The following is a 21,531-nucleotide window of genomic DNA, read 5'->3' as shown; positions in this document are numbered from 1 at the left end:
GCCAGCAAAAACTGACCAGTCCGGGGTATAAATCATAATTGGCACTGGCTTTACAAAGCACCCTGTTGAGTTCTCAAAGAACAACCACACACCGACCAGAAAGCCCCAACCCGGGACCCCATCGCGGGGCTTTTCGTTCGCGTCCCCGCCGCTCTCGCGCCGGGCACTTTTACTACGTTACCTCACCGTCCGCGCCGTGTCAAACCGTGTGTCCCGGTCTGTCGTGCTTGGTACGGGTTGGTCCCGGCGCACTCACGCAGCAGCGAACCGCTGCGTCAGGTCGTCGGATTTGGCAGGCCGGCCGCCGCAGTCTCCTGCGGGCTGCCCGGTGCCCTGCCGGGGCTGAACCTTACCCGGTCGGCTTCGCTGCACCAAATCCGCCTCGCGGCTGATCCGGTGAGCCCCGCCCGGACCGTGTCTCGCAGGAGCGAACCCCTGTTTGACCCGGCTGCCAGTTCGTTTCGGTGCTCCAGGACTTTCATCCCGTTTGCCCCGTTCCGCGCTGGCAGAGAGAAAGTTACGCGTCCGCGGGTTTGATCGTCAAATCCGCGGGTAGCGTCCCGCGTCACACTCGCGGCCCCACACAGAAGACCCATTCCCGCTCGCCGATCTTGAAGGCCGCAGGCGGCGCTACCCCCGTACCGCTGACCTGGTGTTGGCCAGCTGCGACGCCCTCCCAGTTCCGGGTGCGGCGGGCCCAGCAGGTCAGGACGACTGTCGCCGGCGAGCCGCGAACCAGGCCCGGATGCCCAGGACACCCACGGTGGTCCCGATGACGAGGGACGCCGCGATCAACAGTGCGTGCACCCAGAGAAAGCTGGTGGCGGCGCCGTCGGCAACCGTCCCGGACACCCAGGAACGCGGGTCCTGCCAGATGGCGACCGCGAACCTCGGCCAGATCACCCAGGTCCAGATCCCGACCCCGACCAGGAAGACGGCCCATCCTCGCGACAACACCATGGCAGTCGAGTATGCCAGCGGGCCTGCTCACGAGGCTGATCGCGGACGCGAGCCAGCGGCGACGACGCGCCCACCGGTGACAGCGCGTCCGTTTCCGACGACAGTCCGGTGGGCACTGCGAGACAGGACAGCCTGTGGACCGTCCACCCGGAGGTGCCCTCATGCAACCCTCGATCTTCAATCCCTGGGCCTGGCGCGACCCGTCCGCCCTCGCCGGCGGGTATGACCAGACCACCCCCTCGGTCGCGCCGCCGCAGCGGCAGGATGGTGAGCACGACGGCCCGGACGCGCCAGGCCCCGGCACGCCTGTGGACCTGGTGGGATATCAGGTGCAGGCGAGTGACGGGCGCATCGGCACCATCGACGAGGCGAGCGACGAGGCGGATGCCGGATACCTGGTGGTGGACACCGGGCCGTGGATCTTCGGTCAGAAGGTGCTGTTGCCGGCCGGCACGGTGGCCCAGGTGGACCACCAGGAACGCGTCGTGCACGTCGACCGGACCCGGCAGGAGATCAAGGACGCGCCGCCGTTCGAGTCGGACCCGGTTGACCCGGACTACCGGGAACGCGTCGGCAACTACTACTCCGACCGCTACCTTCCCCCTCCCGGCTCTGCACCGCGAGTAATCTGAGGCCGTGGTCCGGACGGGCACCTTCGCAGCCGAGGCGGTCGACATGGTCGACGGCCTCCCGCTCGGTGTGGTGCCCGCGTTCCCGACCAGCTCCGGCGATGGCCGTGAGCGAATCCTCGATGTCCTCCGTGCCGGTGGTCTGCGGTACCGCGCCGGCGCGCGATGGCGGACGGCTCGCTGAGCCGATCCCGCTGACCGAGCGGGGCGATCTCGCCCCGCTCGACGCGCGCCCACGCGTGACCCACCTTCCGCACGAAAGGCACATCTCCATGTCCATCGCACGCATGCTCACAGGCGACCGGCCCACCGGTCGCCTGCACCTTGGCCACTACGTCGGCAGCATCGCCAATCGGGTGCGGCTGCACAAGCGGTACGAGAGCTTCTTCATCATCGCCGACCTGCACATGCTCACCACCCGCAACCGTCGCGAGGACATCGACCAGGTCTCCGGCAACGCCCGGGAGATGGTGACCGACATCCTCGCCGCAGGCGTCGACCCGGACCGGGCAACCTTCTACCTCCAGTCGGCCATCCCGGAGGTGGGCGACCTCAACACCCTCCTACAGAACCTGGTGACCGTGCCGCGCCTGGAACGGGTGCCGTCGCTGAAGGACATGGCCCGCGACGCCGGCAAGGAGGAGATGCCGTACGGGCTGCTGGGTTATCCGGTGCTCCAGGCCGCTGACATCCTCTGCGTGAAGGGCGAGGTGGTCCCGGTCGGCAGGGACAACGCCGCGCACGTCGAGGTGACCCGGGAGATCGCCCGGCGGTTCAACCATCTGTACGGGCCGGTCTTCCCGGTGCCCGAGCTGATCCAGGCGGACACGCCGAGCCTGGTGGGCACCGACGGCGCGGCGAAGATGAGCAAGAGCCGGGGCAACACGATCGCCCTTTCCGACGACAGGGCCACCGTTCGCCGGAAGGTGCGCGGGATGTACACGGATCCGAACCGGGTACGGGCGGACGTACCGGGGACGGTGGAGGGAAACCCCGTCTTCGCGTACCACGAGGTTTTCAACTCGGACCGCGACGAGGTCGCGGACCTGGCCCGGCGGTACCGGGCCGGGCAGGTGGGTGACGTGGAGGTCAAGGAACGGCTGGTCGACGCGTTGGAGCGGTTCCTGGAGCCGATCCGGGAGCGCCGCGCGGAGATCGAGGCGGACCGTGGGCTTGTCGACCGGCTGATCGTCGAGGGCACGGAACGGACCCGGCAGGTGGTGCGGCAGACTCTGGCTGAGGTACGCCGGGCGATGGGGTTGACCGGCGCGTATCAGCAGGTGCGGCGGCGGGCCGAGCGGAGCCGGCGGCGGACGGACGCCCCCACCTGAGACTGTTGGGCCGGAGTAGGCGCAAAGTTTTCCGGCCGCCGTGTCGATATCCCTGGGCCTCGTTCGTCATCATGCTGTGCGGCGACCCGCCGTGCCGAGAGGAGCCGAACGTGAAGTACATGCTGCTGTTCATGGGCCCCGCGAACGCCGCGGAGGCCGACAACGGGTGCACAGTCGAGGACTGGATGCGCTATGACCGGGAGTTGAAGGATGCCGGGGTCTGGGTCTCGGGACACCCGTTGCAGGATCTGACGACCTGCACGAGCGTGCGGGTCGGCCCGGCCGGTGAACGCACGATCACCGACGGGCCGTTCGCCGAGACCCGCGAGGTGCTCGGCGGGTACGACATCATCGACGTTCCCGATCTCGACGCCGCGCTGGAGTGGGCGGCGCGCAGCCCCGGCGCCACCGGGAGCGGGTCGGTGCAGGTCCGTCCGGTCTTCGAGGTCGGGGTCTGACGGTGCGGGGCGAGGAGGCAGCCGTCGGTTCGTCAGTGGAGGCGGTGTTCCGGGAGGAACGCGGACGGCTGCTCGCCTCGCTCGTGCACCGGTTCGGCGACCTCGACCTGGCCGAGGAGGTCGCCTCCGAGGCCATCGAGGCGGCGCTCGTGCACTGGCCGACCGATGGTGTGCCGAGCCGGCCCAGCGCCTGGCTGCTCACCACGGCCCGCCGCCGTGCCGTGGACCGGCTGCGCCGTGACCGGGTCCTGGCGACCCGGCTCGCCGTGCTCCAGGCGGAGGCCGAGCGGGCCGATCCCGCCCCACCCGCCGACGCGGGCCGCGACCTGCCCGACGACCGGCTGGCGCTCTTCTTCACCTGCGCACATCCGGCCCTACCCGCTCAGGATCGAGGGGCACTCACCCTGCGATTTCTCGCCGGCCTCACCACCGCCGAGGTCGCGCGGGCCTACCTGGTGCCGCCGGCGACCATGGCCCAGCGGCTCGTCCGGAGCAAGCGGAAGATCCGCGACGCGCGCATCCCGTTCCGGGTGCCCGGCACCGACGAGCTGCCCGAACGGCTGCCCACGGTGCTCCAGGCCGTCTACTCGGTCTTCACCGAGGGGTACGCGGCGAGCTCCGGCCCGGATCTGCAACGGACCGACCTCGCCGAGGAGGCCATCCGGCTGGCCCGGATCCTGCGCCGGCTGCTGCCCGGCGAGCGGGAGGTCGCGGGGCTGCTGGCATTGATGCTGCTCACCGACGCCCGACGTGCCGCGCGTACCGGGCCGGAGGGTGAGCCGGTCCTCCTCGACGACCAGGACCGCGCCCGCTGGGACCAAGCGATGATCGACGAGGGGCGGGCGTTGGTGCTTGTCGCGCTTACCGGCGGGCCACCGGGGCCGTACGGCGTGCAGGCCGCGATCGCCGCGCTGCACGACGAGGCTCCGGACGTGGCCGGCACCGACTGGCCGCAGGTGGTGGCGCTCTACGACGTGCTGCTCGGGCTGATCCCCTCGCCGGTCGTGGCGCTCAACCGGGCCGCCGCGGTGGCGATGCGGGACGGGCCGGAGGCGGGGCTCGCGCTGCTTGACGAGTTGGCCGACGACCCTCGGCTGCGCGGCTACCACCTGTATCCGGCGACCCGCGCCGACCTGCTGCGTCGGCTCGGCCGCAACGGCGAGGCCGCAGCGGCGTACCGCAGCGCGTTGACGCTTGTCGGCACCGAGCCGGAGCGGGCGCATCTGCTCCGCCGGCTGGCGTCCGTCACGGCCGACTGAGGCTGGCCCGCCAGCCCGCGCAGTACCCTTCCCCGGTGAGTCTGCCTCTGCCTCCCGGCGAGTTCGCCGCGTACCTGTTCGACTGCGACGGCACAATCGTCGACTCGATGCCGCTGCACTACGTGGCCTGGCGGCGTGCCCTCGACGAGTGGGGCTGCGAGTTCCCCGAGGACCTGTTCTACGCGTGGGGTGGCCGGCCGACCGCCGACATCGTCGTCACCCTCAACGAGCAGCAGGGCCTGAACATGCCGGTGGCGACGGTCGTCGAGCGCCGGGAGAGCTACTACGAGGAGTTGCTGCCGCAGCTCGCCGCCGTACCCGAGGTGCTGGCGCACATCCACGACGCGCACCGGCGGGTCCCGTTCGCCGTCGTCTCCGGCAGCACCCGGGCGTCGGTCACCGCGTCCCTCGACACGCTCGGCCTGCTGGACCGCTTCGACGTGCTGGTCTGCGCCGACGACTACACGCGGGCCAAGCCGGACCCGGAGGCGTTCCTGCTCGCGGCGGAGCAGCTCCGCGTACCCCCGGGATCCTGCCTGGTCTTCGAGGACACCGACCTGGGCATCCAGGCCGCGACGGCGGCCGGCATGGCGTCGGTACGCGTGCCGCAGCAACGCACCAGTTGAGGTCTCAGGCGATGGTCAGCAGCAGCTTGCCCGCGTAGGAGGTCTGCAACCGTCGGTGCGCCGCGACCACCTTGCCCAGCGGAAACTTCTCGGCGACGTGCACCACGAACGGCCCCGCCTCGATCAGTTCGTTGAGGCGCTGCAACTGGCGTGGATTGGCCTCGCCGTCGTACGCCCGGACCTGGACGCCTGGCCGTTCGCTCGGCTCCGGCCGCACACCGTGGGCGTACGCGACCACGCCACCGTCGGTCAGCGCCTCGGTGAGCCGGTCCAGCGTGTCGCCGCCGGCCATGGCGAGGATGCCTGCCACCCCGTCCGGTGCCGCGTCCCGGATCCGTTCGAGCACCTGGGCGGTGTCGCCGTGGCCGTCGATTGACACGTCGGCGCCGAGCCGGGTCACCAACGCCACCCCGTCCGGCCCGGACGCCACGGCGATCACGTTGAGCCCCTGCCGTTTCGCCAACTGCACGGCCAGGTGGCCCTGACCTCCGCTCGCCCCGAAGATCAGCAACCAGGCGCCAGACGGCAGGCCGAGTGTGTCCAGGCCGGCCAGTGCGGTGAGCGCGTCGGTGGACATGGCGGCGGCGTGCTCCGCCGGCACACCGTCGGGCACCTTCGCCGCGTACTCGGCCTTCGTCACCGCGTACTCGGCGTAGAAGCCGCCCTTGGGCCGGGTGGTGGCGGAGACGTAGACGAGGTCACCGGGCGCGACGTTGGTGACCTTGCTGCCGATCGCGACGACGGTTCCGGCGCCGTCGGAGCCGGGCACGATCGGGAACTCGGTGCCCTCGGGCACCAGCACACCCTCCCGCTCGTACGCGTCCCACACCCCCACGCCGGCGCTCCACACCTTGATCAGCACCTCGTCGGCGGCGACCTCGGGCACGGGCATCGTCCGGAGGGTGATCACCTCTGGCCCGCCGAACGCGTCGAAGGCCGCGACCTGCATCCGCTCGGGCACATCCCCGTCAACCATGTGGAATCCCCCTCCGGGCCGGCGTCACCGTCGCAGCATGCCGGCTGCGCGGCGGCGCCGGCCCTGGGCTCGGGCACCGTTCACCCGCAAGGGGCGGCCGGGTGTCAGGCCGTCTGCGCTCCCTGGCCGCGCAGCGCCTGCGCGACGGCGTCCCGCACCCGGGCGTCCTCCCGCGTCCTGCGCTGCGACCGGCTGCGCCGCCGGTACAGAAGGGCACCCACGAGTACGGCGATCAGAGCGACAAGTGCCAGCGTCAGCATCCAGGGCAGTGCCCAGCCGTGTGCCGTGGCCTGGACGGGCTTGAGCGAGGTGGTGGAGCCGGACGCGTCGGTGAGCAGGGGTGTGAGGGTCGCTGTCGACGCGAGCCGGACCGCGGGCGTCACGCCGTGCAGGGGCACCGTCACGTCCCAGCTCTCACCGGGAAGCAGCTCCGGTGGCGCGGCGATCTTGTCGGCCCGGACGCGCAGCATGCCGAACGGGCCCGAGACCGACACGTCCTGCTGGCCGGACAGGGCCGCGTTGCCGGTGTTGTGGATCCGGTACGAGACGGTGGCGTCGCCCTTGCCGAACGGGTTGAGCGTGCCGTCGTAGCGGACGTGGAAGTCCTCGATCGCGAGTGTCGGCGCGAGTTCACCGCCGACCCGCAGCTTGATCCGGATACCGAGGCGCCGATCCACGTTGATGCCCTCGGCCTGGTTGGCCTGGGTCAGCGCGGTGAGGATGCCGCCGACATAGTCACCGGGCGTGGCGTTGTCGGGCACGCTGATCCGGAACGGGACCTGGGCGGTCTTGCCGGGTTGGATCACGACGCTGTCGGAGCCCGCGTGCGCCCAGGCACCGATCGCGACGGACTTCTTGTCCCTGGTCAGCAGGTCGAGCTGGCCCGCGCCGGTAGTGAAGCCGTCGGCCGCGTACACGGAGAGGTTCAGTGCCGCCGGGCCGCGGTTGGCCACGACCATGGCGTCCTCGACGACCCCGCCGGGGTTGACGTTGTAGCTGTAGCTGGACCGGGCGGCGCCGTAACTGTTGGAGGCCGTCCGCACCGTCCAGGCAACGTCACCGTCCGCTGCCACGGCGGGGCCGGCGACGACGCCGACGGTCGCGACGGCGGCGAGCAGGGACAGGACGGTCATACGAAGGAGGGCGACGACGGTGGCTTTCCGGCGCGTTGCGGTCGTTGACATCTCGGGGTCCTCAGGCGGGTCGGTGGTGGGAACGAGCGGCGGGGTAAGCGCCCGCGAGGGCGCCTACCCCACCGGCTCACACGGGTCCGGTCAGCTGCTCAGCGCAGTGATCGTGAGGGTGGCGCGGTAGCTGCCCTTCGCGACGCTGTCCGGGATCTTCAGGTCCAGGTCAGCGCCGAGCTTGGCGCCGCCCCGGGGGTGACCCTGAGCGGCAGCACCGAGGCCGCTGGAGACCGAGAGGCCCTTGCCCTGGTCGTCGAAGGACGACAGGACCGGAGCACCGGCCTCGGCGCCGGCACCGGCGTCGAGCACGTACGGGGTCCAGCCCAGGTACGAGCCGGAGAACTTCTTGTCGCCGTCCTGGAAGTCACCCACGTTCGCCGAGATCGACCACGGGGCGAGCGAGCGGCGGCTGTCCGACACGAGAATCGGGTTGATCTTGCCGTTGGCCTCGAAGTAGGTGCCGTCGCGCTCCTGCGCGACACCGAGGTCGACCAGGCCGTTGTAGCCGTCGATCGTCCAGCCGAACTCGCCCGGAGCCGGGTTCGGCACGTTGACCTGGATGGACTGGCCGTCACCGTTGTACGGGTGCACTGTCACGTTGTCGACGATCGAGCCGACCGGCTGACCATCCGGGGTGTTGACGCAGGAGACGCCGGCCTCGACGGCCGCGTTCGGCGCCGCGCAGGTGCCACTGCGGATGTTCGCCAGGACCAGCTTGTCGCCGCGCACCTGCACCTTGACGTAGCTGCGGACGTGCTCCTGGTTCTGCACCGAGTTGTACCAGTACTTGCCCGGGTCCAGCGGGTCCGGACCGTTGCCGCGGATGCCGGTGCCGGTGTTGTCCGGCTTCTTGATGTCGTAATACTTCGAGCCGGAGGCCGAGTTGGCAGTCACGTAGATGACGCCACCCGGGCCGGGGAACACGTCGGCAGCACCCGGCTTCTCGGCCGGGTTCTCCTTCTGGCCGTTCTTGATGGAGTAGCTGCGCGAGTAGCTGTGGTCGTGACCCTGCAGCACCATGTCGATGCCGAGGTTCGAGAACGCGGTGGTGAAGTCCTCCCGCCGCTGCTTGTTGTCGGTGTCGGTCGCGTGGCTGGCCGGCGAGTAGATGGAGTGGTGGTAGACGAGCACCTTCCACTTGGCCTCGGAGCCGTGCTTGTTGACCACGTCGGTGATGTACGAGACGTGCGCGGCGTCACCGGCGTTGCTGCCGTCGGTCGGCAGCTTGTAGCTGTTGCTGTTGATGTCGATGAACAGCACGTCCTTGTAGACGAACCAGTAGTCGCCACCGGACTTGGTGCCCGCCGGATTCCCGTTGTCGTAGTACGGGGCCGTGCGGTCGGTGTTCGGGGTGAAGTGGTGCTGCTCGTAGGACTTCCCGCCGACGTCGTGGTTGCCGATGGTGGCGACGACCGGGTACTGCCGCAGCTGGTCGGGCGCCATGAACGAGGTCCACTGGCCCTCGTCGTTCGCGGACTCGACGTGGTCACCGCCGGAGACCAGCAGCTCGGCGTTCGGGTTGGCCGCGGTGGCGACCTTCAGGGTGTCCTCCCAGCCGGCCTGGTCCTTCAGCCGGTCGCCGGAGGAGCCGATCTGGGGGTCGCCGAGGAACAGGAAGTCGTAGTCGCCCTCGAAGTCCTGTGTCTTGAAGGCGTACGCCGGGGACCAGTTGCCCTCGGAGCCGACCCGGTACGAGTACGCCGTGTTCTCGCGCAGGTTGCTGATCGTGGCGTGCCTGTTGAAGCCGGTGGTGGAGGTGTTCGCCGCACCAACGGCGTCGAAGCTGACGGCGCTGGCCGGGAACTCGCCGTTGACGATCTCGGCGGTCGGGGCGAGCTGGATCTTCTGCGCCGTGTCGGCGGAGGAGTACCAGGTCACGATGCGCTGGGTCTCGTTGGCGCCGACGCCGAGGATCACGCTGCTGATCGTGGTGGACTCGGCCGCGCTGGCACCGGCCATCAGGCCGCTACCAAGGGCCGCGCCCATCCCGAGGAATCCGGCTACGACCCCGGCGACCAGGCGCCGCCGCACGAGCCCGGAGGCCCGTGTCGAGGTGCTCAATGTCATCGACATTGTTCCCTTTTCAAATAGAGGGATGGATTGTTCTTTGCCCGACAGTGGGCAAGCAAATCCAAGCTTTCGTTGCCCGATGAACCGACCATGAACGTGATCTTGCGAATGGCTGCACTTCGCGAACTACTTAGCCCTACTCATGATCCAGAAAGGCGCTGCACAAACCAGACCAAGCCCATAATGGACACACCCGCTGAAACAGCGCCGGTCGCCCAGAGGCCGGCTTTCGGCGCACGGCGACGCAGCAGGAGCAGCAGCGGGAAGACGACAGCGATAATCCCCAACTGAACGACCTCGATGCCGATGTTGAACACCAGCAGGGACCACAGCAGGGTCCACGACCACGCCTCGTCGATGCCCAGCGCGCCCGCGAAGCCCAGCCCGTGCACGAGGCCGAAGCAGAACACCACGCCGAGCCGGATCCAGCCGGAACGGTCCAGGCTGAAGTGGCCGCGTCCGGCCGCGTCCAGGTCGGTCGCGTGACCACCGCGCCGCCAGATTCCCCACAGGTGCCAGCCGGCGACGACGGCGATCGACAGTGCGATGACCGGCTCCACGATCGCCCCCGGCACCTCCACCAGACCGAGGGCCGCCAGCATGAACGTCACCGAGTGCGCCAGGGTAAAACTCGTGGCCGCGAGCACGATCTCCCGCAGCCGTCGCGACCCGGCGATGAGCGCCAGCAGGAACAGGATGTGATCGATGCCGGACAGCAGATGCTCGGCACCGAGCAGGAAGAACTCCCCGAACCGCTCGTACCACGCCTGCGCTGTCGAGAAGGAGGGGTTGGCGGCGTCGAGGGCCGCACTGCCCGAGCGGCCGTCGATCTCGTAGGTGACGATCGTCTTGGTGCCCTTGACGTAGCCCTCGCCGTCGGGGAAGAGCCCGCTGCGCACCTCGTGCTCGTCGGCCAGCTCGGTGCAGGTCCAGTCCAGCACCAGATTCGCGTACGGCACGCCCTCGCGCTCGCCGATCGTCGCGTCGCCCACCTGGCTCGGCCGGCAGGCCGCACCGCGTGAGGTCACCGAGAGGCGGTCGGAGACATACGTGAGGACCGTCGACGCGTGACTCCGTAGGGCTGCGGCCTGGGCGCCTGTGTCACCCGCTTCGAACGCGGCGGTTCCCGCCTGGAAGAGCGGATCGTCGCCATCGGCATCGGCTGCGGACACGATGAGGAGGTCATATTCGAGGTCGACCGCCGTGCGAATGTGACCCTCGTCTCCGGCCGCGATCTTCGCGTACACAGTCGACGAAAAGCCGTGCGCGGACGCCGGGCCGGTCCCCAAAAAAGGGATCACCGCCGCGATGATCCCGACAGCGATGACGATAACGGTACGGCGGACGTGCCCTAACATGCGACTCCCTCGGTTGGCCAGTGCACGTTGCATGTCCCGGGTGAACGGCAGCCCGCGCACCGACGAACCGCCGGATAACAAAGTCCCCGAACGACCACCAACGGATTGCCGGCAGGCGGAATTGAGATAGGAATACGAAGCACTTCCCGCCACCACGTGAAAGGACGACCGCCGTGCGCCCCCCGCTTCGGGCCGTCGCCATGCTGGCCGCGACCGCCGCGCTGGTCACCGCCTGCAACGCAGGCGACGACTGGTCACAGCCACACCCCGCGCCCAGCGCCATCGGCACACTGGGCCCAGGGTTCGTCGACCCCTCCACGAAGCCCGCTCCGGAGGCGACCATCACGCCGCAGCCCGGCTCGTGGGCCGGCGTTCACCCGCCGAAGGACTACCGGGTCGTCCTGCTTACCGCTGGTGACGACAAGCCGACCACGTCCCTCGTCGCGGCGGTCAAGGACTGGGCCGACGACGAGGATGTCGCCCTTCGGACGATCACGGTCGGCACCGCGAAGGACGCCGTTCCGAGCATCGTCAAGGCCATGGAGATGGGCCCGGACCTCATCGTCACCGCTGGCAACGACCTCATCGACGCCCTCGCGATGGTCACTCCCAACCACCTCGACGAGAAGTTCCTCGTGGTGGGCGCGGAACTGGCCGAGCCCACCCACAACGTCACGGCTGTCGACTGGTCCGGCGCGTCGTTCCGTGGCGAAGGGCTCGGGATGTCCTCGACGTACGACGCGGGCTCGTTCACGGCCGAGCGGTGTGCCGCCGCCATCCGGGCGGGCGTCGCCGCCGTCCTCAACGACCTGACCGGGATCGTCGTCTGGCTGGATCAGCCGCCGCGCGGGTGACGCTGGAGCCCGCCGGCAGGCTCATGTCGACCGTCCGGACCCGCTCGGTCAGGTCAGTAGGCGAACGGCCAGCCGGCCGAGTCGTAGCCGATGAGATTGATGCCGAGCAGGGACGTGCCGTTGTTGGCGTAGTAGTGGTAGACGAGCACGTCGGCGTCGCTGTCCGCCATGACGGCCTGGTGACCGGGGCCGTGGACACTGCCGTGGCCGGCCAGCACCTGGGTGCCGCCGCCGGCATTCATCGCGGTGCCGTTGCGGTCGACATACGGGCCGGTGACGCTTGTCGACCGGCCGACCATGACCCGGTACGTGCTGGACGCGCCCTGGCAGCAGCGGTCGAAGGACACCCACTGGTAGTAGTAGGAGCCGCGCTTGACGATCACCGGCGCCTCGATCGCGCCGCCACCACGGCCGGCGATGCTGTGGATCGTGCTGTCGGCGCGCTTGCCGGTCGCCGGGTTGAGCGCGATCAGCTTGATACCTGACCAGAACGAGCCGAAGCTCAGCCACCACCGGCCGTCGGAGTCGACGAACAGGTTCGGGTCGATGGCGTTGAAGTTGTCCGAGGTGCGGGTCTCGATCACCAGGCCCTGGTTGGTCCAGCTGCCGGATTCGCCCGTGGTGCTGGTCGCCAGGAAGATCGCCGACCGGTTCGAGCCGAAGGTGGAGGCCGAGTAGTACATCCAGTACCGACCACCACGGTAGGTGAGGTCGGGCGCCCACAGGTTGCGGCTGCCGCCGGTGTAGGCAGTGGTCCACGGCGCACCGCCCGGGAAGGCGTTGCCCGCGTTGCGGAACGCGATCCGATCGGTGGAGGTCTTCAAGGCGATGTTGTCGCCGGTGTGCGCCACCAGGTAGCCGCCGTTGGGCCGGCGCACGATCGTCGGATCGTGCACACCGACGTTGCCGGTCACCAGTCCGGGGTTGGGGTAGGCGGCCGGCGGGACCGTGGGGGTCGCGGCGGCCAGCGGCAGCACGGCGCCGCGCGGCGCCGCGTCCGACGGGCGCGTGGTCAGGGCCACGCCGCCGACCGCGACGACCACGATCGAGGCCAGCAGCGCGGTGAGTCGGATGCGGGACCGAGGTACGGCGAGAGCGGACGACATCATGGCAGTCCTTCGGATAGGGCTGGGTCGACGCCGTGGACCGCCGCATCGACAGGTGGCCGACCGGCCTACGAACGAGGGGCCGGTGCAACCCTGGTGCCGGGGGATGACCGCCTCGTTACTGGCCGAGGTCCATTGATGTTCTCGATAACATCGATGTGCGTCAAGGTGTTCACGTCGGACCGAGCCTGCGGATCGTCACCGCCGGCTGCGCCGTTTGTGCTTGGAAGCGCCGGTGAACCTGCCACCATCCAAGGCCGGGGCCGCAGACCGACGCGGCGGGGTGTCTCGACGAGGAAACAGCCGCCCGAACGGAATGCGGGACAGCAGCAGAGGAATCGCCAGCACCAGGATCCCGAACCCGACCGCGCCAAGCACCCCCTGCGCACGGCCGCGGTGCCCGCTGAGCTGATCGAAGTCCGTGACGAAGTCCTCCGGGTCGGCCGGGTTCACCCAGATCGACATCTCGTGACCGGGTGGCCGGCACACCTCGAAGCAGCCGACCTCCTGCTCGTACGTCCGGCCCGACAACTCGTACCGGACAAACATCGTGGTCGACGAACTCTCCCGATTGCCGCCGGCCTCCGTCACCCGGTCGTAGACAAGCGCCCGCGCCGGAACACCCGTGGCCCTCAACTCGGCCATCCAGTCGTCGAGCGCGAGTTGGGTATGGATCGGCAGCCACAACAGCGCACCGCCGGCCACGACCAGCAACACGCATCCGAGGGTCACCCAGACCGGCGAGCGTCGCGGCTTGATCACGCGATCATCATGGCGCGATCAAGCAACAATCTGGTCGATGGGCACGGTTGGCTCGCCCTCAGAGGGCGCGGAGGTAGCCCGAGCTGGCTATCCGCTCGGACGCCTGCGCATACCACCGTTCAGTCGCTGACCCTGCTGCGGGACTGGTACACCAGGTCCTGGTACTCGGGGTGTCGGTCGATCCACCCCGCGATGAACGGGCAGGTGGCCAGGACCCGCAGGTTCGCCTCGCGTGCCGCGTCGAGAGCGGTGCGGGCAAGTGCCGCCCCGACTCCCTTGCCCTCGTACTCCGGCGAAACCTCGGTGTGCACGAACGCCACGAGTTCCGCCGTGCGGATGTACTGCGCGACACCCGCGACCTTGGACTCTCCCTCGAACCGGGCCTCGTACCGATTCGCTTCGGGAACGTCGTTCACTCGCAGTGTCATGCTTCCTCCATACGTGGTGGCTACCGGGCAGCCCTCGGCGACGTACTGCACGAAAACCTTAGCCACTGACCCAGAGGGCACTTCCGGATGCGCAAGTGCGGGTTGTTCCCGGAATCCCGCGCGTGCGCCTCCCCCCGGTGTGCCAGGGACCGGACCACGTCCCCGGGCACACTGCCGCCGGGCCCTGGGGCTCAGGCCGCCGACCGGAGCCCGGCGGGACGACGCCGGAGAGCGGTCTCGAGCAGGGCCGGGGGCCGGTATTCCTGGTCGAGCGCGGTGACGTCGGTGCCCGGCGAGACGATCTCGTCGATCCGGTCGAGGAGGTCGTCGGACAGCTCGACGTCGGCCCCGGCCAGAAGGTCGTCGAGGTGTTCCATGGTGCGCGGGCCGAGGAGCGCGGCGCTGACGCCCGGGTGGGCGATGGCGAAGGACATGGCCAGGTGGGTCATGGGCAGGCCGGCCTCCTTCGCGAGCGGGGCGAGTTGTTCGACGACGTCGATACGGCGCTCGTCGGACAGGTGACGGGAGAACTGGGCGCGCTTGAGGTCGTTGTCGCCGCCCTTGCGCACCCGGCCGGTCAGCAGGCCCTGGCCGAACGGGCCCCACACCATGACGCCCATGCCGTACTCCTGCGCGAGCGGCAGGACCTCCCGTTCGATGCCACGGTTCAGGATCGAGTACGGCGGCTGCTCGGTGCGGAACCGCTGCAGCCCGGCGCGTTCGGCTACCCACTGGGCCCGGACGATCATCGAGGCGGGCGTGGTCGACGAGCCGATGGCGCGCACCTTGCCGGCCCTGACGAGGTCGGTCAGGACGGAAAGGGTCTCCTCCAGGTCGGTATCCGGGTCGGGCCGTTGGAGCTGGTAGACGTCGATGTGGTCGGTGCCGAGCCGGCGCAGGGACTTCTCGACGGCGGTGGTGATCCAGCGGCGCGAGGCGCCCTTCTGGTTGGGGCCCTCGCCCATGGGCAGGCCGACCTTTGTGGCCAGGACCACCTCGTCGCGGCGGCCCTTCAGGGCTCGTCCGACGATGTCCTCCGAGTCGGCGTAGCGGTCGGCGGTGTCGATGAGGTTGATCCCGGCGTCGATCGCCTTGTGGATGATCCGGACCGACTCGTCCGGGTCGTTGCCCATCTGGCTGGCGAACATCAGCGTGCCGAGGCCGTAGGGGCTGACCTTGATCCCGGTCCGCCCGAGGTTGCGGTACTTCACGAACGTGCTCCTTCGGCGCAGAGCGGCGGGTGGGTCCCCGCCGGCCACCGGCGTCGACCGGTACATCCACCGTCCACGGACCTGCGGGCATCGACCAGTACCCGCCGCAGCCGGTGGACCCGCAGTACCACGACGGAACGCGGCCGATCGGCGACACTCGGGAGATGACCGGAGCCACGGATCTCGGTAGGGCGTTGCACGCCTGGCGGGATCGCACGAAACCGGCCGAGGTCGGCCTGCCGAACGACGGAGGCCGGCGCGCGCCAGGCCTGCGGCGTGAGGAGCTCGCCCTGCTCGCCGGCTTGTCCGTCGACTACATCGTGCGGCTCGAACAGGGCAGGTCGACGAATCCGTCCCCGCAGGTGCTGTCCGCGTTAGCCCGGGCATTGCGGCTGACGACGGCGGAGCGTGAGCACCTCTTCGTGCTCGCCGGTCAGGCGGTGCCGAGCACCGGGCAGGTTTCCGATCATGTGCCGGCAGGCGTCCAGCGTCTGCTCGATCGACTGACCGGCACACCGCTGAGTGTGTACGACGCCGCCTGGAACCTCATCACGTGGAATCCGTTGTGGGCGGCACTGTTCGGTGACCCGCCACCGTCACGCGGCTTCGCCAGGAATGCGGTGTGGTGGTCCTTCGTCGCACCGCCCGCCGGATACCCCGAGGCGGTGAGCCGGAAGACGGGTCACCGCGCGGCCTTCGTGTCCGACCTGCGGGCGGCGTCGGCCCGCTACCCGAAGGACGCCGGACTGGCCGCACTGACCGATGAGCTCCGTACCCGGAGCAGTGACTTCGTGGCGCTGTGGGATTCCGGCGTGGTGGGTGTGCACGAAACCCTTACCAAGACGGTCCGGCACGCGAGCGTCGGCGAGCTCACCCTCGACTGCGACATCCTCGCGGCGCTCGGCACCGACCTGCGGATCATGGTCTTCAGCGCGGCGGAGGGCAGCGAGACCGCCGGGCGGCTGCGGCTGCTGGACGTCGTCGGCGTCCAAGCACTGACGGGTGCCGCAACGGATACGTGATCGCCGAGCGCAGTCCCGACCGGCGGACCGGCCCTGCGGCGCACGAGCCTCGATAGGCCGGCAGGTCTGCTCCTACTTCCAGTCGGGTAGGTGTGGCAGGGTGCCCGCCGGTTCGACGGTGAGACCGGTGCCGTCACCGCGCCCGATCAGCCACGCCAGGAGCACACCTGCCTCACCCTGGACCGTTCTGGCCGGCCGCGCGCCGAGCCGGTGGGTCACGTCCTCCCCCCGGACGACCAGCCGGAGGTCGGAGACCTCCGGTCGATCCCGCAGATCGGCGACGACATTTGCCAGCTCGGCCCGGACGAACCAATCCGGCCAGTCCGGTGGGCCGTATCCGGCGTCGAGGTCGACGTGATGGACCTCCAGCTCCTGAAGCCGGCTGGGCACCACGTCGTCGACGCTGCGCTCCTCCTCGCCGAGCCAACAGACGGTCCGCCCCCAGCGGTCGGCCGGATGGTCCGCGATGGCGGCACGCAGTCGCTCGTCAGCGCGCCGGAAGTCCGCCACGAGCTCCGAGCGGCTGCGGCGCGCCCACTGCTCGATCTCCCGATCCCGGGCGGCCTCGTCCGGATACTGGCGGATCGCCCCGCCGGTTCGGGCCGCTTCCAGGAGCCGCACCCGGGAATCCGCTCCCCGGCTGAGGTGGGCCAGCACGTGCGCGCGGCTCCAGCCCGGCAGTCGGGACGGGCCGCGCAGCGCGTCGTCACCCAACTGGTCGACGGTCGCCAGGACCCGGTTGGCGGCCTCGGTGATGCACGACAGGAGGTTGGTGAGGGAATCCGCGAAGACGGGCGTGGACACGATGTCACCGTACCCAGCTTTCCCCGGCACGGCGCGGTGAGCCACGCGCCACTCACCCCTCGTAGCTGACTATCGACCGACGCCGTGGTCGGAGGCTCGATCCAACCCTCCAGCGCATCACCCAAAGTTACCGGTTTAGCAACCATCAGTGGGGTACTCACAATCTTCATGGAGATCGATGCCTACCTCAGGCCGCCACGCATGACTGTCCGAACCGGCACGCACCCGCCCCAATGATGCTGACAGTCCGACCCCGTCGGACGTAGGCCGCCCGCCCGCGCCGGATTCTTTCCGGCGGTGCGCTGTCCGGCTGTCGCGCCAATCGCGGCACCCGCACCGAATCAGCAATATGCGGCCCTTCCTGCACCGCTGGTGAACACAGTGGTCGACGACGTCGACCACCACATATTCCTGCCTGCGGGCAGGCCGTTTCATCGCCAAATATTCTGCGAGCAGTCGGGTTGCGAAGGTTCTCGGTCAGGGCTAGAAAGGAGTTGAGACACGTCAATGTCAGCGTCAGCGATCCTCGCACCACTTCGTCGCCGGATCTGGCTGGCAACTACCCAGCAAGGAGGGACACGGATATGGGTAATTCACCGTTGAGCATCCTGTCGTGCACCGACTTCAACGGCAACAACCTGCCGGAGAAGCTGCTGCACAGCACGTTCGACGACCTGATGGCCACCCATGGCTACGTCTACATGTGCAACGTCCCGGACGACTTCGACCAGGTCGCCTTCTGCCGGCGGATCGGTGGCTTCATCCCCAACTACAACGGGGCAGTGGTGGGTGACGTCCGCCCCGAGCCCGGCATGGATGACGTCTACCACGCGGGCAACACCCGTCCCCTGTTGCCGCACACCGAGGGGTACGACTTCCAGATCGTGCCGCCGCGGTACATCGCCCTCTGGTGCGTCACCCCCTGCGAGGGCGAGGGAGGCGAAACGACCCTCATGGACGCCCACGCCTTCATGCGGACGCTTGACGAAAAGACGCGGCAACTGCTCACCACCCGCACGTACCAGTGGAAGACAACGGACGGAATCAAGCGCCTCGGACTCGATCTGCACACTCAGCATCCGGTTCTGGAGAATCACCCGGACGGCCTCATCGTCCGTTTCTCCTGCAACAATCTGGTGCGGGACGAGGACGATCCGGCAACGGCCGTCCAGAAAAAGGTCCGCGAGCATTTCGCGGAGCATCACATCGTCATCAGGTACGACCGCAACGACATGCTGGTCTGGGACAACTGGCGGATGCTGCATTCCCGCACCGCATTCAACGACCGTAACCGACACCTGCGCCGGATCCAGATCGCGCACCGTCAGCCCGTCGAGCCCGTGACCGATCTCAACCACCGGAACGAGCCCGCCCAAGCCGCCGTATGACCGCGTTCGAACCACCGGAGGGACCCCTATGCAGCGCACGATGCTGAAGTCGAAGATTCACCGCGCCACCGTCACGCAGGCCGACCTGCACTATGTGGGTTCGCTGACCCTCTGCCGGGACCTGATGGCGGCCGCCGATCTGCTGCCCGGCGAGCGAGTCGACATCGTGGACATCAACAACGGCAACCGGCTGTCGACGTACGTCATCGAAGGCCCGCCCGGTAGCGGCGTGGTCGGCATCAACGGCGCGGCGGCGCGACTCATCGCCCCCGGCGACCTCGTGATCATCATCGCCTACGGCACGTACTCCGAAGCAGAACTCGCGCACAACCAGCCGCGGGTGGTCTTCGTGGACCAGGACAACCGGGTGCTGCAGACCGGGACGGATCCCGCCGAGCCGGTGCCCGGCTCGGGGACCGTCCGCGGTGATCTTGTCGCCGCCCGGTGACCCGCCGGCGACACCAGTCTCCTCCGACAACCATCCAGGCCACGCCGCTATCGAATGCCGGGGCATCAGATGACGCAGACCCTCACACAGCAGACCCTGCCCAACGCACTCAGCCACTACTACCCGCAGGTCGCGGCAGCGCTGCGCACCGTGGGACAGGCCGGCGCCAGCAACGACGGGTTCGATCCCGGCTATGAGTTGCCGCCGTTCGACGATCGGATGCGCGACTTCCTCAGCCCGTCCGTCATCTCGCTGCGCGAACTGGGCGAGTACGGCGACCAGCGGTTGCGACTGCTGGACCTGATGGGAAATCCACGTACCCGCACCACGAAGACCTTCGCGTCGCTGCTGATCGTGGCACGCGCCGTCCGCCACATCCAGGAGACCGGGGAGCGGATCCTCATCCTGACCCCGTCGTCGGGCAACAAGGCCACAGCGCTGCGGGACGCGGTGCTGCGGGCGATCGAGAGCGGGCTTGTCACCTCCGACCAGATCCAGATCGTCACTGTCGTACCGGCCGAGTCGCGGCACAAGCTCTGGACCTGCGACCTCGACCGTGACCGTGCGCTGGCGGCGCGCAACCCGGTGGCCGTCTACGGCGGCTCGGAGTCCGCCGAGGTCAAGCAGTTGGCGCAGGAGTTCGTCACTGCACACGGCAGGCGCCTCGCCGACCAAGGCGTCCGTGTCTGGTACACCCTGGCGTTGACCAACTACCAGGCGGCCGACGCGGTGCGGGCCTTCTTCGAGGAGGACTTCCTGCCTCCGCAGCCCGGCACCGAGCGGGTGCACGCGCACTCCGTGTCCAGTGCCTTCGGTCTGCTCGGTCACCATCTCGGCACCGAGTTGTCCGGCGGGCCCGAGGCGGGGTACTTCCTGGTGCAGCACCTCGGCACACCGGACATGGTGCTGCACCTCCACCACAACCGGGTGGACGACGCGGACCGGCCGACCTACGAGTTGGACCAGGCCACCGGCCTGTACCGGCAGGACAGCGACCCGACGTTTCCGAGCACCACATTCGACCCGTTGGAGAAGCTCGACACCACGTTCTACACCCACCGTCCGGTCACTGCCGACGACATGAGCGGCATCATCGCCCGGCAGGGCGGGGGTGGGATCGTCGTCTCGTTGCACGAGTGCCTCCAGCGGTACGCCGAGGTGCGGGTCCTGCTCGGCACCGCCGGGATCGAACTGCCGGCGGACCCGCGGCAGCTGCGGGAGTGGTCACTGGTCATGGCTCTTACCGGGGTCGTCAACGCGATCGACAGGGGCCTGCTCAAGCAGCCCGAGGTGATCGTCCACGGATCCGGCTACTACACGAGCGGAGACTTCGAACCGCTGGCCCCACACCGGCTGTCGCCCGTGGCGACGCCCGCCGACCTTGCCCAGGTGGTCGAGGCGGCCGTGGAGGCGCGGCCGTGACCGGGGCCCGGCAGAGGCTCGCCTACGCCTGGCAGAACAGCCGCCATCCGGCGGTGCTGGCGGGGCACCGAGTCTGGGACCGGGAGAACCGGCCAGTGTGGCCGGCGCAGCGCATCACCTTTCCGGACAGCGGGACGAGCCTGCTGTACGCGGGTGCCACCGAGGGGTTCACCAACGTGGTGCCCCTGCTGGAGCAGTTGGCCCGGCCGGTTCTCGGGCCAGCGGTGGTCGCCTCCCGGCACACCGTGCCCCGCCGGGTCGCCCTCGACCCGTCCCGGCTCGACGCCGACGTGGTGGCGCTCGGCTGCCGGGCATCCGTTGCCCAACGGCTACCCCAGGCGGCGTCGGTCGTGCTGCCACTGCGGGTGCATCTCGTCGTCGACGTGGACGGCGACTCCGACGACGTCCGGCGGCGGATCTCCAAGCGCGAGCGGTGGGAGTTCAACCGCAACCGGCGCCGCCTCGGGTGGACCTCCCGGATCAGCCATGAATCCGCCGACTACTGGTTCTTCTACAGGCGGATGCACCACCCGACCATGCGAAGCCGACACGGTGAGCACGCCCGCACCGAACGCCCCGAGGTCGCGTACGCCGGGGTGTTCCGGCAGGGCTTCGTCTTCTTCGTGGAGCAGGACGGGTCCCCGGTGGCCGGCGCTCTCTGCCGGTGGGACGCGGCCAGCCGCACCCTGACCACCCGGCTGCTTGGCGTGCTCGACGGGGCGGCGGAGCACTACGAGTCCGGTGCCTTCAAGGCCGCGTACCACCTCCTGCTGGAGTGGTGCGCCGACAACGACGTCCGCCACCTGGACTTTCACGGCACGGAGGCTTTCCTCGGCAAGGGCATCTTCCAGTGGAAGCGGAAGTTCCACCCCCGGATCGTGCTGCCGCCCAACCATCAGCGGGACAAGCGGCTGTGGTGGCACGTACGCCGGGACACCCCGGCGGTACGGGATCTCCTGGCGGCGGTCCCGGTGCTGGAGATCGACGACGACGGCCGGATGCGGGCGGTGTGGTTCCACGACGAGACCCGGCCGCCGCGCACCTCGGTGAGCTGCGCTCTCCCCGGGATCGAGGAACAGCACCGCCACCTCGACGAGTTCCTGGCGGGCCTGCCCGTTCACTCCGGCCAGCCGGCAGAGGCGATAGGCGTCGGCCAGCGGGCCGGGGTGGGACTGGAGGCGGCGCACGACCGGGGAGGCATTGTTGGTTGAGAGCCCCGCCGGCCTGTCCCG

22 protein-coding genes are annotated in these 21,531 nt (G+C 69.3%); 12 read left to right on the top strand and 10 right to left on the bottom strand.

Annotated elements, in window-relative coordinates:
• Positions 1–705 precede the first annotated feature (705 nt).
• Positions 706–960 carry an SCO4848 family membrane protein gene (locus tag ACFY2Q_RS04475; RefSeq protein ID WP_387127504.1) on the bottom strand — a complete coding sequence of 85 codons (255 nt, stop codon included), beginning with the start codon at positions 958–960 and terminating at the stop codon, positions 706–708.
• Positions 961–1,121: 161 nt separating this feature from the next.
• Here ACFY2Q_RS04475 and ACFY2Q_RS04470 point away from each other — a divergent pair, with 161 nt between their 5' ends.
• The 6 genes from ACFY2Q_RS04470 to ACFY2Q_RS04445 all read left to right on the top strand — a co-directional run bounded on the left by ACFY2Q_RS04470 (position 1,122) and on the right by ACFY2Q_RS04445 (position 5,263).
• On the top strand, positions 1,122–1,592 hold the full coding sequence (locus ACFY2Q_RS04470) for a PRC-barrel domain-containing protein (RefSeq protein ID WP_387127501.1): 471 nt from the start codon (positions 1,122–1,124) through the stop codon (positions 1,590–1,592).
• Between the two features lie 4 nt (positions 1,593–1,596).
• Positions 1,597–1,773: a hypothetical protein gene (locus ACFY2Q_RS04465; protein WP_387127499.1), complete on the top strand. Its 177-nt coding sequence runs from the start codon at positions 1,597–1,599 to the stop codon at positions 1,771–1,773.
• Between the two features lie 88 nt (positions 1,774–1,861).
• Positions 1,862–2,920, top strand: coding sequence for a tryptophan--tRNA ligase (gene trpS, locus ACFY2Q_RS04460; protein WP_387127497.1), 1,059 nt, complete (start codon positions 1,862–1,864; stop codon positions 2,918–2,920).
• Positions 2,921–3,039: 119 nt separating this feature from the next.
• A complete protein-coding gene (locus ACFY2Q_RS04455) occupies positions 3,040–3,378 on the top strand; it encodes a YciI family protein (protein ID WP_387127612.1) in 339 nt (112 codons plus the stop codon).
• 2 nt (positions 3,379–3,380) lie between these two features.
• Positions 3,381–4,637: an RNA polymerase sigma factor gene (locus tag ACFY2Q_RS04450; RefSeq protein WP_387127495.1), complete on the top strand. Its 1,257-nt coding sequence runs from the start codon at positions 3,381–3,383 to the stop codon at positions 4,635–4,637.
• A gap of 35 nt (positions 4,638–4,672) precedes the next feature.
• Positions 4,673–5,263, top strand: coding sequence for an HAD family hydrolase (locus tag ACFY2Q_RS04445; RefSeq protein ID WP_387127493.1), 591 nt, complete (start codon positions 4,673–4,675; stop codon positions 5,261–5,263).
• A gap of 4 nt (positions 5,264–5,267) precedes the next feature.
• Here ACFY2Q_RS04445 and ACFY2Q_RS04440 read toward each other — a convergent pair whose 3' ends face one another.
• From ACFY2Q_RS04440 to ACFY2Q_RS04425, 4 genes are all read right to left on the bottom strand, one after another.
• A complete protein-coding gene (locus tag ACFY2Q_RS04440) occupies positions 5,268–6,239 on the bottom strand; it encodes a zinc-binding alcohol dehydrogenase family protein (RefSeq protein WP_387127491.1) in 972 nt (323 codons plus the stop codon).
• Between the two features lie 104 nt (positions 6,240–6,343).
• Positions 6,344–7,372, bottom strand: coding sequence for a WxL protein peptidoglycan domain-containing protein (locus tag ACFY2Q_RS04435; protein WP_387127489.1), 1,029 nt, complete (start codon positions 7,370–7,372; stop codon positions 6,344–6,346).
• A 141-nt stretch (positions 7,373–7,513) separates the two neighbouring features.
• Entirely contained in the window at positions 7,514–9,493 is a 1,980-nt protein-coding gene (locus ACFY2Q_RS04430) for a fibronectin type III domain-containing protein (RefSeq protein WP_387127487.1), read from the bottom strand.
• A 143-nt stretch (positions 9,494–9,636) separates the two neighbouring features.
• Positions 9,637–11,007, bottom strand: a complete 1,371-nt coding sequence (locus ACFY2Q_RS04425; RefSeq protein ID WP_387127485.1) for a HupE/UreJ family protein — start codon at positions 11,005–11,007, stop codon at positions 9,637–9,639.
• Positions 11,008–11,027: 20 nt separating this feature from the next.
• Between ACFY2Q_RS04425 and ACFY2Q_RS04420 the strand changes: the two genes are divergently transcribed.
• The gene (locus ACFY2Q_RS04420) at positions 11,028–11,708 is read left to right on the top strand and encodes a hypothetical protein (RefSeq protein ID WP_387127483.1); all 681 of its coding nucleotides are present in this window, start codon (positions 11,028–11,030) and stop codon (positions 11,706–11,708) included.
• A 53-nt stretch (positions 11,709–11,761) separates the two neighbouring features.
• Here ACFY2Q_RS04420 and ACFY2Q_RS04415 read toward each other — a convergent pair whose 3' ends face one another.
• From ACFY2Q_RS04415 to ACFY2Q_RS04400, 4 genes are all read right to left on the bottom strand, one after another.
• Entirely contained in the window at positions 11,762–12,817 is a 1,056-nt protein-coding gene (locus ACFY2Q_RS04415) for an arabinan endo-1,5-alpha-L-arabinosidase (RefSeq protein ID WP_387127481.1), read from the bottom strand.
• Between the two features lie 195 nt (positions 12,818–13,012).
• Positions 13,013–13,576, bottom strand: coding sequence for a DUF3592 domain-containing protein (locus tag ACFY2Q_RS04410; RefSeq protein ID WP_387127480.1), 564 nt, complete (start codon positions 13,574–13,576; stop codon positions 13,013–13,015).
• Between the two features lie 119 nt (positions 13,577–13,695).
• A complete protein-coding gene (locus ACFY2Q_RS04405; protein WP_387127478.1) occupies positions 13,696–14,004 on the bottom strand; it encodes a GNAT family N-acetyltransferase in 309 nt (102 codons plus the stop codon).
• Between the two features lie 191 nt (positions 14,005–14,195).
• Positions 14,196–15,215, bottom strand: a complete 1,020-nt coding sequence (locus ACFY2Q_RS04400) for an aldo/keto reductase (RefSeq protein WP_387127476.1) — start codon at positions 15,213–15,215, stop codon at positions 14,196–14,198.
• A gap of 164 nt (positions 15,216–15,379) precedes the next feature.
• Here ACFY2Q_RS04400 and ACFY2Q_RS04395 point away from each other — a divergent pair, with 164 nt between their 5' ends.
• Positions 15,380–16,237 carry a helix-turn-helix domain-containing protein gene (locus ACFY2Q_RS04395; RefSeq protein WP_387127474.1) on the top strand — a complete coding sequence of 286 codons (858 nt, stop codon included), beginning with the start codon at positions 15,380–15,382 and terminating at the stop codon, positions 16,235–16,237.
• A gap of 72 nt (positions 16,238–16,309) precedes the next feature.
• Here ACFY2Q_RS04395 and ACFY2Q_RS04390 read toward each other — a convergent pair whose 3' ends face one another.
• Positions 16,310–17,041: a maleylpyruvate isomerase family mycothiol-dependent enzyme gene (locus tag ACFY2Q_RS04390; protein WP_387127472.1), complete on the bottom strand. Its 732-nt coding sequence runs from the start codon at positions 17,039–17,041 to the stop codon at positions 16,310–16,312.
• A 584-nt stretch (positions 17,042–17,625) separates the two neighbouring features.
• Between ACFY2Q_RS04390 and ACFY2Q_RS04385 the strand changes: the two genes are divergently transcribed.
• The 4 genes from ACFY2Q_RS04385 to ACFY2Q_RS04370 all read left to right on the top strand — a co-directional run bounded on the left by ACFY2Q_RS04385 (position 17,626) and on the right by ACFY2Q_RS04370 (position 21,510).
• Positions 17,626–18,429: a TauD/TfdA family dioxygenase gene (locus ACFY2Q_RS04385; RefSeq protein WP_387127470.1), complete on the top strand. Its 804-nt coding sequence runs from the start codon at positions 17,626–17,628 to the stop codon at positions 18,427–18,429.
• Positions 18,430–18,457: 28 nt separating this feature from the next.
• Complete coding sequence (gene panD / locus ACFY2Q_RS04380) at positions 18,458–18,877, top strand: aspartate 1-decarboxylase (RefSeq protein ID WP_387127468.1); 420 nt, start codon at positions 18,458–18,460, stop codon at positions 18,875–18,877.
• Between the two features lie 69 nt (positions 18,878–18,946).
• The gene (locus ACFY2Q_RS04375) at positions 18,947–20,299 is read left to right on the top strand and encodes a DUF6002 family protein (protein ID WP_387127466.1); all 1,353 of its coding nucleotides are present in this window, start codon (positions 18,947–18,949) and stop codon (positions 20,297–20,299) included.
• The gene (locus ACFY2Q_RS04370) at positions 20,296–21,510 is read left to right on the top strand and encodes a hypothetical protein (protein WP_387127464.1); all 1,215 of its coding nucleotides are present in this window, start codon (positions 20,296–20,298) and stop codon (positions 21,508–21,510) included. The genes ACFY2Q_RS04375 and ACFY2Q_RS04370 overlap by 4 nt, the downstream gene beginning before the upstream one ends.
• Positions 21,511–21,531: the final 21 nt, after the last annotated feature.

It is taken from the genome of Micromonospora sp. NPDC000316 (assembly GCF_042898885.1).
Classification (GTDB): domain Bacteria; phylum Actinomycetota; class Actinomycetes; order Mycobacteriales; family Micromonosporaceae; genus Micromonospora.
The sequence above is the reverse complement of the archived record's forward strand: the minus strand, read 5'-3'. Positions and strand labels throughout refer to the sequence as shown.